The following is a 14,485-nucleotide window of genomic DNA, read 5'->3' on the forward strand; positions in this document are numbered from 1 at the left end:
ATGGAAGAATAAAAAAGCGGAATGCTGAGTAAAATTACCTTTGCATTATAGGTTCAAATGAACTGATCAGATACTGAATTGAAACATGTTTTTGTTGAAATTTTGCTCAAAAATATGCTTTAAATGGGAAGGAATAATACGACCAAAGCATGATTGCTGCGATTAAAAATTAATCGTCATACTGCTGTGATGCAGAAATTATAAAAGTAGAAATGTGGCATGGCATCTCGTGATGAGATGAATCAGATCAAGGAAAATACAATATGAAAGAGATCTATCCAGTACCTGAAAGTTTTAAAAAAACCGCGCGCATCAATGAATCGGAGTACTTTGAGCGTTATCAAAAATCAATTGAACAACCAGATGAGTTTTGGGCGGAGCAAGCGCAAAAGATCGATTGGATCAAACCGTTTACCCAAGTTAAAAATACCAATTTTAAGCAAGATGATTTCAAGATCGAGTGGTTTGCTGACGGTGAACTGAATGTCAGTGCCAACTGCCTCGATCGACATTTAAAAGAACATCCACATAAACCGGCCATTATTTGGGAAGGTGATCATCCTTCACGGCATAAAATCATTTCTTTTGAAGAACTGCATGATGAAACTTGCCGTTTTGCCAATGTGCTGAAAAAACATGGCGTGGGTAAAGGCGACCGTGTGGTGCTGTATATGCCAATGGTACCCGAAGCGGCAATTGCGATGTTGGCTTGTACCCGAATTGGTGCAGTACACTGCGTGGTTTTTGGCGGATTCTCACCAGACTCATTGGCAAGTCGTATTGATGATAGTCAGGCGAAAGTCGTGATTACTGCGGATTGTGGGATGCGTGGTGGTAAGCCCATCCCACTCAAAGAAAATGTCGACCTTGCACTCGACATCGAAGGCACATCTTCGGTTCAAAATGTCATTGTGGTGCACCGTACAGGTAACCCGATCGAAATGAAAGCGGATCGTGATTTGTGGTATCACATGGAAATCATGTCGGTTAATGATATTTGTCCACCTGAACCCATGAATGCCGAAGACCCGCTGTTTATTTTATATACATCAGGTTCAACTGGAAAACCGAAAGGTGTATTGCATACCACGGGAGGCTATTTAACCTATGTGAATTGTACTTTCCGTGAAGTTTTTGACTTAAAACAAGATGATGTGTTTTGGTGTACCGCAGATGTCGGATGGATCACTGGGCATTCATATGTATTGTATGGTCCCTTGTCGAATGGTACCACGACCGTGATGTTTGAAGGGGTGCCGCAATATCCAAGTTGGGCACGTACCGGACATATTGTCGATAAGCACAATGTCACCATTTTATATACGGCACCGACTGCAATTCGCGCCATGATGCGAGAAGGCGATGCCTTTGTCCGAGAAAGTGACCGCAGTAGTTTGCGTTTACTGGGTTCGGTGGGTGAACCCATTAACCCAGAGGCATGGAATTGGTACTACACCGTGGTAGGTGAAAGCCGCTGTCCAGTGGTGGATACATGGTGGCAAACAGAAACGGGTGGTTTCATGATTACGCCATTGCCGGGGGCAACTGATTTAAAACCGGGTTCGGCGACGCGTCCATTTTTTGGTGTACAACCTGCGATAGTTGATGCTGAAGGCAATGAGCTTGAAGGCGCCGTAGAAGGTAACTTGGTGATTAAGGATTCTTGGCCGGGACAAATGCGAACCATTTGGGGTGATCCTGAGCGCTTTATTGAAGCTTATTTCTCCACTTATCCGGGGACGTATTTTACAGGTGATGGCGCACGTCGTGACGAGTCTGGCTATTATTGGATTACGGGTCGTGTGGATGACGTCTTGAACGTTTCAGGGCATCGATTGGGAACGGCTGAAATTGAAAGTGCGCTGGTTGCACATGATGCTGTGGCAGAGTCTGCGGTGGTGGGTATGCCGCATGATATTAAAGGACAGGGGATTTGCGCCTTTGTCACCCTACAAGCAGGGACAGCTGAGACGGATGAGTTACGTCAGGAACTGGTGGCTTGGGTACGCAAAATCCTTGGACCAGTGGCAACGCCAGATGCATTGCATTGGGCGCCGGCCTTACCGAAAACCCGTTCTGGTAAAATCATGCGCCGAATTTTAAGAAAAATTGCGGCCAATGAGCTGGACTCTTTAGGCGACACTTCGACCTTGGCAGAACCTCAAGTGGTTGAACATTTGATTGTGACGGTTTATCCGAAGTCATAAGAGCAATTTGAGCATGAGTGATAGCGTTCTGATGAAAGTTCACTATCGCTCATACGACGGGTTATTAAGGCAATATTGAACGTCCTTTCCCTTAGGAAAGTTGATTAGGAAGAAGGGATGTTCATGATGCTTTTAATCCACCGTACATACGACGTATAAAAAGACCAAGCCATAAGTCGCCTGAATTTAGGTGGCTTAGATTTCATGAGATATAGATTTTACAGATATAGACTGCAGGCATTGAGATAAGCTGAATGCCTGCGCTTTGTTAAGCTAAAACGGTAACAGAATAATCAGATAGACATATGAACGCTTCAACTCCATTGACTCAAGATCCAATCGATATTGCCCAAAAACTGGCGGCAGAATTTGCCACCACGGCTGCTCAGCGTGATAAGCAGGGGGGAAATCCCAAAGCTGAACGTGATTTGATTCGTCAAAGTGGTTTGCTTGCACTGTCCATTGGACAGCAATATGGTGGACAGGGTGCAGATTGGCAGACGATTTTTAAAACCATTCAAACCATTGCCCAAGTGGATAGCTCATTGGCGCATGTTTATGGTTTCCATCATTTATTGATTGCAACCGTACAGTTGTTCGCGCAGCCAGAGCAATATGGCCCATGGTTTGAACAGACTGCACGTGAGCATTTATTTTGGGGCAACACCTTAAACCCTTTAGACCGCCGTACTACAGCGACGCAACTGTCTGAACATGAATATGTGTTTCATGGCGATAAAAGTTTTTGTTCGGGTTCCATGGATTCTGACATTTTGCTGTGTTCTGGGTTCAATGATGACGGAAAATTATTGATCGGGGTGATTCCTACAGCACGTGAAGGCGTCAGTTTTCTCGGCGATTGGGACAATATGGGACAACGTCAAACCGACAGTGGAAGCAGTCATTTTGAACAGGTCAAAATTTCCAAAGATGAATTACTACTGAACCCGGGGCCTTTGAGTACGCCGTATTCCAGCTTGCGTCCATTGATTGCACAGTTGATCTTTGTGCATTTGTTTTTAGGGGTGGCAGAAGGAGCTTTTGAAACAGCAAAACAGACGGTTCAAAACCAAAAGGCGTGGTCAAAATCATTGGCTGAAAATGCAGTGAATGACCCATTTATTCAAAAGCATTTTGCTGAGTTTTATGTGCAATTAGAAAGTGTACGTTTATTGGCAGATAAAGCGGTTCAGCGTTTGCAAGGGGCTTGGGAGATTGGTGAAGCTTTGACGGCGGAACAACGTGGAGAAGTCTCTATTGCGATTGCAACAGCCAAAATTGCGGCCACCAATAGTTCGCTGTACATTACGCAAAATATTTTCCAAGTGATGGGCGCACGTGCCACGACGGCCAAACTGAATTTAGACCGCTTCTGGCGCAATGTGCGTACCCAGACCCTGCACGATCCGATTGATTATAAATATCAGGAAGTTGGTGAATGGGTGCTCACAGCCAAAGTGCCAGATCCAAGTTTTTATTCTTAAACGTATATTGCAAATGAGCCAATAAAAAGCCTCCGAAAGGGAGGCTTTTTGCAATGTGCTGTCAGTCGATTTAACGCTGATGAATACTTTCTAAGGTATCGACTAAGGTTCGCGTTGTTTGATCAATTTCATAATTCACGGCATCACCGACTTGGACATCTTTCCATGTAGTGAGGCGCAGTGTTTCAGGAATGAGATCGATTGAAATTTCACTATTGGCACGATCAACACGGTTCACAGTCAAACTGCAACCATTGAGTCCAATAAAACCTTTGAGAAAGAAATATTTAATATTGCCTGCCGGAATGTGAATATCGAGATGAAAGGTTTCCCCGCGATGTTCTAAGTTTTTGATCGTGGCTGTGCCTTCGATATGTCCATATAGATTGTGACCACCATTTTCTGCGCCAACTTTGGCTGAGCGTTCGACATTGACCTCATCACCGGCCTTGAGAGCTTTTAGCGTGGTGAGTTGATTGGTCAAATCTGAGACATCAAAATGTACTTGGTTGGCTGCCAAATCAATATGTGTGGCCGTTAAACACACGCCATTAATCGCCACACTTGCCCCGATAAAGACATCATGAAAAAAATTCTGATGATTTGAAATCACCAAGGTTGTGAAGCCATTGCCTTGACGAATGTCTAAGACTTTTTCTAAACCTTGCACGATGCCTGTATACATGTGAGCGTCTCTAAAATGATTTGCGTTTTCTGTATTGTAGGGACAAAACGACCGATCGGCTATGCCTTAGAGTGACCATTTCAGTACAGCGTTTTGATCCCTAGCAGTTCGATCTTGGCAATGGCCTACAATGCTCGGAAAGTTTCAATTGCAGCTAAGCGAGACTGCTTTAAATCGACGATCGGTTGAGGGTAGTTCAATTCTAGTTGAGGATTTTTGGCAAAGGGTTGGTGAATTTGTTTGGCATCCAAATCTGCCAGTTCAGGTAGCCATTGACGTAAATAATCCCCGTTCGGATCAAATTTCTGAGATTGGCTGATCGGGTTAAAAATCCGAAAATAAGGTACAGCATCTGTACCCGTCGAGGCGCACCATTGCCAACCGCCATTATTGGCTGCTAAGTCACCATCGACAAGGTGCTGCATAAACCATTGCTCCCCCAACCGCCAATCGATCAGTAGATTCTTACTGAGGAACATGGCACAAATCATCCGCACCCGATTATGCATCCAACCCGTAGCCAGTAGTTGACGCATCCCTGCATCGACAATTGGAATGCCTGTCTGACCTTGCTGCCATGCAGCCAAGTCTTGTGGTGCATGGCGCCATTTTATTTTTAAGGTTTTGGTTTGAAACGGCTGGTGCTGAGATACCTGCGGGTAGTCAAATAAAATGTGTTGGTAAAATTCACGCCAAAGTAGCTCATCGAGCCACGTTTGTTGCCCTCTGTGGTCGATCTGGAAATAGCCACCTTGTTCACGAAACAGGGCTTGCAGACATTGGCGAATAGACAAGATGCCCAAGTTGAGATACATGCCAATTCGACTGGTAGCATTGAGCGCTGGATAGTCCCGATCATCAGCATAACGACTCAGATGTTGTTCTATAAATTCATCTAAGCACTGCTGTGCATGATTTTCCCCAATCGGCCAAAGCTCGATTTGAGCTGCTAACAGCCCTGCGGGATAAAAAGGACGAAGATCGAATTCGGTTTGCCACAGAGGATGCTGGGCGAGAGCCGTTTGGGCTTCGATCGCAGGATAACAACTGGGCACACTGATGCTCAATTTCTCGTAGCAATTTTTCTTAAATGCACCGAAAACTTGATAAGGATGTCCAGATTGATTGCGAATACTGCCAACAGGAAACAGGGTGCGGTCATGGTACAGCTCAACAGAGATGTGCTGCTGTTCTAATAACTGTTGTACTTCGCGATCTCGTTTAAGTTCATTCACACCATGTTCAATATGTGCATGAACAGTGTGTATATTGAGCTGAGTACATAAGGTTAATAGCTCAGTGGCGATGTCTGACCAATGGGGAATATGCTGAATAATCAGTGGAATATTTAGTTCAGCCAATTGCTGTCGCAAAAGTTCCAGTTGGGCAAGATAGCGATGGATTTTAATAGGGGCATCATCATGCCTTGCCCATTGTTCAGGAGAAAGCGCAATAAATGCAACCGTTTGACCAGACTGTGTCGCCTGCCACAGTGCGCTATGGTCATGTTGTCTTAAATCTTGTCGAAACCAAACAAGTTGCATGTTTATTGCCTCGTTTTTGTTGGAAATATCACCAGAATTACGGGGGTATCTATTGGTAATGAAATTATCTAAAAAATCGATTTCTATAAAAAAACCATATAATATCTATGGTTTAACTTAACCGATTGCGCACAATCCTGTCAGCTTAAGCGTACAAGTAACGAAGTTTTTAGACGCTATGCGCGCTTTTAAATTTTACCTAAGATTAACTTATACAGGAACAGGACGTTCCGGAACATAAAACAATAACAAAGTGTTCACCATCAGGACTGTGAAGCAAGACAGGAGTCATGCTTAAGTATCCATATAGAAAAAGCCCGACAGGATGTCGGGCTTTTTCTTTGTCTATAGTGTTAGCTCATTTTCTAGAATCAAAGCATATCTTTAAATGGGACTCGAGATAAAAAATCCCCTAAGCCGAGCCTTAGGGGAGGAAAGTGAAGTGAGCCGATTGTGATTATTATGCTGATTTTATGAGCTGTGACTGCATCAACAATTATGCTGATTTAGCCTGCACAACTTGCTGCTGTTGAGCTTCCAGTTCACGAACCAGTGGCAACACTTTTTCGCCAAAGTATTCCACTTCTTCAATGAAGTGGAGAAAACCTGAGAGAACCAAATCGACGCCTACACTTTTGAGTTCCACAATGCGTTCTGCAATTTGTTGTGGCGTGCCAATCAGATTGGTTTTAAAGCCGTCGTTATATTGAACCAAATCTTCAAAATTTGATTTTGCCCAGTTACCTTCGCCTTCTTTGGTGGATGCACCTGCTTCACGAGTTGCATCGCCAAAAGCATTGACCGCTTCGGTATTGGCATTGTCGATAATAGCTTGAAGCACCGCTTGGGCTTCTTCCTCCGTATCTCGGGCAATGATGAAGGCATTCACCCCGATTTTGACCTGATGGTTGTTGGCTTTGGCTTTTTTACGAATATCATCGATCTGCTTTTTCAACTCAGCAGGGGTATTGCCGTTGGTGAAGTACCAATCGGAAACACGGGATGCCATGTCACGTGCTGCACGTGAACTGCCACCTTGGAAGATTTCGATATGCGGTTTTTGCACCGGTTTTGGAGATAGGGTGTAGTCTTTAAATTGATAGTATTTACCATCAAAACTAAAGTTATCCTGCGTCCACACGCCTTTTAGGCTACGAATGAATTCTTCAGAGCGCGCATAACGTTGATCATGCTCGGGCCATTCTTCACCAATCGCATCAAACTCTCCACGGAACCAACCACTCACGACATTAATCGCAATACGGCCATTGGTAAGATGATCGATGGTCGCCAATTGTTTTGCAGCCAGAGCCGGTTTCCAAGGGCCGGGTAAAATCGCTGCAATGACTTTGAGCTTTTCGGTTTTGGCCAAAATACCATGACTGAAACTAACCGATTCATGTTGATTTTCCGCGTTATAGCCTGCGGTAAAACGAATTTGAGTCAGCGCATAATTAAAGCCACTTTTTTCTGCAGCTTGTGCCAAACGCACGTTATAGTCATAGCTCCAATCGGTACGCTGTTAAATATTACTGACCACCAAACCACCACTGACGTTTGGTACCCAATACGCAAATGTAATGTTTTTTTCTTGTACTGACATTTTGCAAACCCTCGGGATCGAATTGTTATGCTGTGGTGTTTAGGCCACTTGCGTTTTTGGCTTTTTACTATGCAGTCGAGCTTCAGCGGCATCCAAACTTGGAACAGCTGCAGAAGGAAGGACTTCTTCTTGCTCGATTTGCTTATTAATGCCCAAGTTTTGGTTGGCTTGTTGAGACTTGGCTTTCACCACTTCAGCACGCTGACCTTTGGCTGGAGCCCATTCCAAAATCGGCAGCGCACGTGCTACAGCTAAAGTAATGCGGTCACGCAGTAATTCACTATGAATGGTGTATTCAGGGGTGAAATCACGATCTGTTGCATAGACACCGATCGGTAATGTTTGCGCTTGGAAGAAACTGAACAATGGACGCAGTTGATGTTCAAGCACTAAGGCATGGCGTTCAGAACCACCCGAAGCTGCAAGCAAGACAGGTACATCGACCAATGCAGTTTGTTCGACAAAGTCAAAGAAGTGTTTAAATAGACCTGTAAATGAAGCACGGTAAACTGGCGTTCCAACAATCAGTGCATCAGCAGCTTCAACGGCAGCAAGGTCATCTTGTACACGTTGTGGCAATTGGTTACGGTAAATCGCGCCACCTAATAAATTGCCAATTTCACTAAACTTAATAAAATGCACATTGATTGGAGTCGCATCACCGAGCTCATCAACAATGGCTTGTACCAAAGCTTCAGTTTTAGATGGATTGTTTAGACCACCTGACACAGCAACAATATTCAGGGGTTTTTGTAGATTAACTTGAGACATTTTTTAAACCTAAAAGTGTGGTTTCTCGGAATGCCTTTTATTAATCCCGATGGGTGGATCACTGTAAAATAACGAAAATCAGAAAAGTTATCTGATTTTTAGATATATTGGAAAAATCACAAGATTCGTGAAATTTCGAATTTTAAACTGTTGATATTTCAACATATAATGCTTAGATATAAGCATTTTTACTGTGTTGATAAAATTTATATGAAAATATGATTAGATTTAAAGATTTATAGAAAATGTGAAAAAAGACGCATTTTAGGTGAAAATCTACATTTTAAATGCAAAAAAATAAGTTCTTGCATATCCTTCACATAGCATGTGTGGTTAGAATAGGGTCATTGTGCACAAGATCTCTCACGTTGCTTATGAATATTTTAATCGTTGATGATCACCCGCTGTTTCGTCATGCTTTAATTCAGGCGGTTCGTTATAGTTTGCCTCAGGCGCAAATTCATGAGACTGCAGCAGTCAATGAATGCTATGAACGTCTTGAAAATGGCCCTGAGCCTGATCTTGTGTTATTGGATTTAAACTTGCCAGGTGCTTCAGGCTTTTCTGCCTTGGTGCATATTCGCGCACAATATCCATCGATTCCAATCATTGTGGTCTCTGCGCATGAAGAAGCGTCGATTATCCAACGTGCGATTGCACATGGTGCGATGGGTTATATTCCAAAATCTGCGCATCCAAGCCACATTGGTGAAGCGATTCGTCAAGTCTTAGAAGGCGAGATTTGGTTGCCACCAAATTTACCTGCCAACATGAACTTTGACCCACGTGCTGCAGATGAAACAGCATTGGCAGAACGTATTCAGTCTTTAACACCGCAACAATTCCGTGTGTTAATGATGGTGGCGGAAGGTTTGTTGAATAAGCAAATTGCCTATGAGTTAGATGTATCTGAAGCAACTATTAAAGCGCATGTAACGGCGATTTTCCGTAAGTTAGGCGTACAAAACCGAACTCAAGCTGTATTGGCAATTAATGCATTGAATATTGAAGAAAAGAAAATCTAAGGATTTTTTCAAAAAAAAGACCTCCATCGTGGAGGTCTTTTTTTATGCTGTTTAAGCGATAGAACAATGCGAATTAAACCAATAACTGATATTACGCACCTAAAAGTAATTTCGCATTTTTAAAATGATTTTTAAGTCAGTTCGACGGAGTCTTACATCTAGGGATTAAATAAAGGGATCAGCCTTCGGCTGGAGGTACTTTTGTTTCGGCAAAAGTACCCAAAACCATTGTCATCCGCAAAACTCGTTCACTTGCGCCAAATTATTCAAAGTATCGCAAAAACATTTGTGATTAGAAGTCGTCCTGTCTCAAACACTTGCGGATGACGTTACCGCGTATCGTTCTTTTATTTGAATCAAATTGTGCTTCTGATGTTACTGCGTAACATCAGTTAATACCTTATATAAACAACTTCAACAATAACTTAAGCAATATAGTCTTGCTTAGGCGTCAGATCGGTACAGTACAAAGGGTTGAGCGCACATTGTAATTCATCAATTTGTTCATCGGACACATAGCCGCGCGCTTTGAGATAATCCGCGACACGGTCATCACGTAAACTCAGGAAAGCAGCATCATAAACACCCAAATCCACAAATAGAGCTGCGGTTTCTAAGCTGTTAAAACGGTCCAGATAAACATCATTGTCATACATCAGGAAGATATGGTCTTGCTTGGAGTTGGCATCAACATTTAAACGTTGTGCCAATTCAAATGGCGCTGTTTTAATAAATAGTAAATCGGATAATTCATCAAACTGTGTTTTATCCAGCTGGTTTTTGTCGGTTTTGACTTTACCGAGCCAAGCTTTAAATACTAAGACCGCACCACCACGCAGTAGCATGCTCCAAATCTGATGACGGGTGTCCAAACCTAAGCCATTGGATTCTGCTTCTAAATTTTGCAGCAGTAGGTCTTCTTGCTCTGCCAGTCGATCGAATAAGCCAAGGCCTTGAGGTTTGTAGGCATTCGGCGCAAAGACATCAAAATTCAGTTCATCAAACACTTGTAACGCGAGAGGAACGGCACTGCGATAGAGTGTTTCCAACGCTTCGACTTGCACATCACTTAATTTGCTGAACTTAAATAGCTGACGCCAATCGATCTCTGGCAAAATGGCATTGGCACCATACTGACGATGAAACTGTAGATTTTGATCAAAACCATGCGGCATTGTTTCTGAAATATTCACAAGATCACTCCTAATATGCGGGGGAGATCAGCTTCTCAAGTGTTGAGTTATGACGCTTCTTGAATTGGCTTGAAACTGATCAACTTCTTATGAATATTTTTAAAACGAACGGCCGCAGCTAAATATACGACTAAAGTTTTAGTTTTTATTTTTGGTTATAAAAATATGATTTAAATCAAATAGATTTTTAATTGTAACTAAGTGTACAAGTGTTCACTCACGCATTCGATATCTTTTGCCATAGGCAATCTTAATTTGATATTTATGGCTAATAAATAGACGAAATATCGGGGCTATTTTGAATGGTCTTGCCGTTGAGACAAATTTTTTTGCCAGTTAGGTAAGTTTAAGTAAAAGCAAGGTAAACAAAAGCCCATTTCATGTGAATGAAATGGGCTACTTTTCACAGAGCGATGTCCTGTAACAACGCTACTGATTTGAAATTTTTAAACCAGATAACCATGAACGCAGTGAAGCCGGTTTCAATGGTTTTTTCAGTAAGACGATGTTTAACTCTTTTAGACGTTGCGGTAGTTCAGGATCAGAATCTGCGGTAATCAGCGCCACAGGGACATTTTCCTGACGGTTATCTAAAATAAAGTCGAGACCGATCTTGTTGTTATTCAAGTGTTGGTCAACCAACCAAACTTGAATATTTTCTTGTTGAATCAACTCCATGGCCTGTTCAGGTTCAGTGGCTTTAAAGACTTGATAGCCCCATTTGGTCAGTAAGGTCGACATCCCTTCCAAAATGGTTTCATCATTGTCTAAGCACAGAATCTTATAGGCTTTGGTCTTCAGCGGAACCGCTTGAGTCGGTGCAGCGACCACTTTTGGCGCAGCGACCACAGGCACTTCAATCATAAAACACGAACCATGACCAAGTTCTGAGAACACATGCACTGGGTAGTCGAGTAGGCTGGTCATGCGTTGCACGATGGCTAAACCTAAACCTAGACCCTGTTCGCCCCAAGGAGAGGTATGTCCACAGCGTTCGAACTCTTGGAACAACTTAATGCGCTGTTCTTCCGCGATCCCTGGACCTGTATCCCAAACGCCAATACGAATATGTCCTGGACGTGCTGAACGTAGCACACCCACCACAACACGACCACGCGCCGTATAGCGTAGGGCATTGCTGACGAAGTTTTGAATAATACGACGAATCCACTGTGGGTCGGTGTCAATCCAGAACTGAGCATCATGTACGGTCAGTTTGATATTACGCTGTGCTGCAATCGATTTAAATTGCAGTTCAAGATCGCTGAGTAAGTCATGCAGCGGATAAGGTTGACGTTTCGGTTGAATGGTTCCGCCTTCGAGTCGTGCAATATCCAAGAGGGCAGAGAGCATACTTTCCGCACCATGCAGCGCACGATCTAGTTGCTGAAGCGTTTTACGATCATCGTCATTTTGTACGCTTTGCTCGAGGGCGGTACTGAACAGGCGAGCAGCATGCATCGGTTGCAATAAGTCATGGCTTGCGGCAGCAATAAAGCGGCTTTTCGACATATTGGCTTTATCGGCTTGCTCACGTGCCAATTGTTGTTCAGACAGGGCATCTGCCAACTGTTGCGTACGGTCTTGTACACGTCCTTCAAGCAAGGCTTCATTTTCACGGAATGCAGTAATATCGGCAAAGGTCGTCACGAAACCGCCGCCTTCGATTGGGTTCCCGCGCATCTGAATTACACGGCCATCTTTACGGATCCGTTCAAATTCGTGTGCGCTGCCGACTTGCATCCAATGCATACGTTTACGCACATGTTCTTCGACTGAACCGGGACCACATTCGCCGCGTTCAGCGTTATAACGAATTAAGTCTGAAATTGGACAACCGACATAGACAATGTCTTTTGGATAATCAAACAGTTTGAGATATTGATTATTCCATGCCACCAAACACATATTTTCATCAACCACGGACACACCTTGAGTCATATGGTCGATCATGGTCATGATCAGGTTTTGGTTAAAGCGCTGCCACTGTGAGGCTTGGTCAAGAATATTGGCGACCTGACCGAGTGCTAAACCATTATTGACCATGGCTGTGGTGAGTAGGGTACGGGCAGATGCCGCACCGATGGTGCCGGCAAGATACTGTTCGGTAAAACGCCACCACATGCCGTTGGCGCTGCTATTTTCATTCAAAACGACATTGTTTTGTGCGCAGAACTGGTTGAAGGCGCGCATAGTTGGACCTTCACCGGTAATGCGTTTTGCCAAAGTAATCAGATCACCTACTTTTAAGCGTGCCACATCATGGTGAATATAGCTGATGTCGTTTGATGTACTTTGAGCCGGGAGGGGCTTGGTTTCATAATAAAAGAAACTTTCGGCCTGAATTTGCTCGGCAACACTTGGACGGAAGACGCGGGAAATCCAAATATAGAGGGTGATATTTAAACCCAGTGCCCAAACTACGCCATGGGTAAGTGGATCGAAAGATTCAAACCCTAACAGTGCTTCAGGACGTAACCAACTCAAGCCTAGCGGACCCTGACTTAAAAGATTTTCGGTAAATGTTTTAAATTGTTCAGGCAGGCTACGCAATACGGTTGGTAATAACAGGGTATAAGCCCACATGCCAAAGCCGACCAACAGACCTGCATATACGCCTTGCTTACTTCCGCCGCGCCAATATAAACCACCAATTAACGCCGGTGCAAACTGTGCCACAGCACTGAAGGCCAATAGGCCAAATACCGATAATTGGTCAATGTCATTGAAGAAATGGAAGAACAAGAAGCCCAATAACATGACCGCTAAAATACATACACGACGTGTGAATTTCAGTACGAGTGGTAGGCGTTTGTCATGACGTGACAATAAGCGTGTACGCCACAGTGCAGGCATGATCAAGTCATTACTGAGCATAATCGACAAGGCCACTGACGACACCAACAGCATACCTGTCGAAGCTGAAAAACCACCGAGAAATGCAAGTAAGGTCAACCAGTCTTGGTTATAACTCAAAGGCAGTGAGAGCACAGCAACATCGGGGATTGCCAAGTAGGCAGGTGCTGCATGCAGCGCCCAACTGGCAATCGGGATGATCGCGATAATAGTTAAAATCAGATAAATGGCAAACCAACGACGAGCACCACGGATATGCTTTTCATCTCGCAGTTCAACCACCGCGACATGGAACTGACGTGGTAGACAAATAATCGCTAATGCAGCCAATAAAGTTTGAATCCAAAAGCTTTCTGGCACACCTTTGAGCTGAACATCTTTAAAGGTGGTGTTGATGTCATGGCTGATTTGAGCCATGTTTTCAGGTGATTCAAAAACAAAGAAAAATGCGACTGCAAGTAGTGCAAACAGCTTGACGAAAGACTCAAATGCCACAGCCAACATTAAGCCGCCGTGCTGTTCAGTATTGGCAATCTGTCGTGTCCCAAACATCATCGCCAAAATCGCCAATACACCAGTCAAAAACAGCACACTATTGGTGGTGCTGGTCAGACCAGCGGTCGGTTCTAAAATGACCGTTGCACTTAGGGCAATTGCACGTAGTTGCAAGGCTAAATAGGGAATAATGGCAATCACGGCAAGGATCGTGACTAATGACGCTAAGGGGCCACTTTTACCATATCGTGCTGCTACAAAGTCGGCAATCGATGAAATGGCATGATGCTGACGGACACGGCCTAAACGTCGCCAAATATCATAGCCGAGCGCAACAAATAGCAGCGGTCCTAGATAGATCGGCAGGAAAATAATGCCCTCACGAACCGCGGCACCTGTTGCGCCATAAAACGTCCAAGATGAACAGTAAACCCCTAAAGTTAGACTAAAGAGAAGCATTCTGCCGCGAGTACTGAGCCTGCTGGCATGCTTTTCACCAAAGAATGCACATACAAAGAGTAATGCGATGTAAAGGGCCAATACCCCGACGATAAGCCAACTATTCATAGAGCCTGCAGCATATTAATTCTCGCTTAATGATAACGCATCCATAGGCTTAGGG

At 43.8% G+C, this 14,485-nt stretch carries 8 protein-coding genes and 1 pseudogene; 3 read left to right on the plus strand and 6 right to left on the minus strand.

Annotation, left to right across the window (positions count from 1 at the left end; translation table 11 throughout):
- The first annotated feature begins 263 nt into the window (after nt 1-263).
- Entirely contained in the window at nt 264-2,207 is a 1,944-nt protein-coding gene (gene acs, locus FTV11_RS03180; protein WP_180073367.1) for an acetate--CoA ligase, read from the plus strand.
- A gap of 305 nt (nt 2,208-2,512) precedes the next feature.
- A complete protein-coding gene (locus FTV11_RS03185) occupies nt 2,513-3,691 on the plus strand; it encodes an acyl-CoA dehydrogenase family protein (RefSeq protein ID WP_180073368.1) in 1,179 nt (392 codons plus the stop codon).
- A 70-nt stretch (nt 3,692-3,761) separates the two neighbouring features.
- Here the strand turns inward: FTV11_RS03185 and FTV11_RS03190 are convergent, their stop codons facing one another.
- The 4 genes and pseudogenes from FTV11_RS03190 to msuE all read right to left on the minus strand — a co-directional run bounded on the left by FTV11_RS03190 (nt 3,762) and on the right by msuE (nt 8,294).
- Nucleotides 3,762-4,376: a riboflavin synthase subunit alpha gene (locus FTV11_RS03190; protein WP_180073369.1), complete on the minus strand. Its 615-nt coding sequence runs from the start codon at nt 4,374-4,376 to the stop codon at nt 3,762-3,764.
- A gap of 125 nt (nt 4,377-4,501) precedes the next feature.
- A complete protein-coding gene (locus tag FTV11_RS03195; RefSeq protein WP_180073370.1) occupies nt 4,502-5,920 on the minus strand; it encodes a deoxyribodipyrimidine photo-lyase in 1,419 nt (472 codons plus the stop codon).
- Nucleotides 5,921-6,416: 496 nt separating this feature from the next.
- Nucleotides 6,417-7,523: pseudogene (gene sfnG, locus FTV11_RS03200) on the minus strand (dimethylsulfone monooxygenase SfnG).
- Between the two features lie 39 nt (nt 7,524-7,562).
- Nucleotides 7,563-8,294, minus strand: coding sequence for an FMN reductase (gene msuE / locus FTV11_RS03205; RefSeq protein ID WP_078190544.1), 732 nt, complete (start codon nt 8,292-8,294; stop codon nt 7,563-7,565).
- A gap of 374 nt (nt 8,295-8,668) precedes the next feature.
- On the opposite strand from msuE, the gene FTV11_RS03210 reads away from it, so the two are divergent.
- Complete coding sequence (locus FTV11_RS03210) at nt 8,669-9,319, plus strand: response regulator transcription factor (RefSeq protein ID WP_078190543.1); 651 nt, start codon at nt 8,669-8,671, stop codon at nt 9,317-9,319.
- A 425-nt stretch (nt 9,320-9,744) separates the two neighbouring features.
- Here FTV11_RS03210 and FTV11_RS03215 read toward each other — a convergent pair whose 3' ends face one another.
- Together FTV11_RS03215 and FTV11_RS03220 are read right to left on the minus strand one after the other, a co-directional pair.
- The gene (locus FTV11_RS03215; protein ID WP_171525947.1) at nt 9,745-10,494 is read right to left on the minus strand and encodes a hypothetical protein; all 750 of its coding nucleotides are present in this window, start codon (nt 10,492-10,494) and stop codon (nt 9,745-9,747) included.
- Nucleotides 10,495-10,941: 447 nt separating this feature from the next.
- On the minus strand, nt 10,942-14,430 hold the full coding sequence (locus tag FTV11_RS03220; RefSeq protein ID WP_180022766.1) for a PAS domain-containing hybrid sensor histidine kinase/response regulator: 3,489 nt from the start codon (nt 14,428-14,430) through the stop codon (nt 10,942-10,944).
- Nucleotides 14,431-14,485: the final 55 nt, after the last annotated feature.

This window comes from Acinetobacter sp. YH12231, assembly GCF_013417755.1.
Taxonomy (GTDB): domain Bacteria; phylum Pseudomonadota; class Gammaproteobacteria; order Pseudomonadales; family Moraxellaceae; genus Acinetobacter; species Acinetobacter amyesii.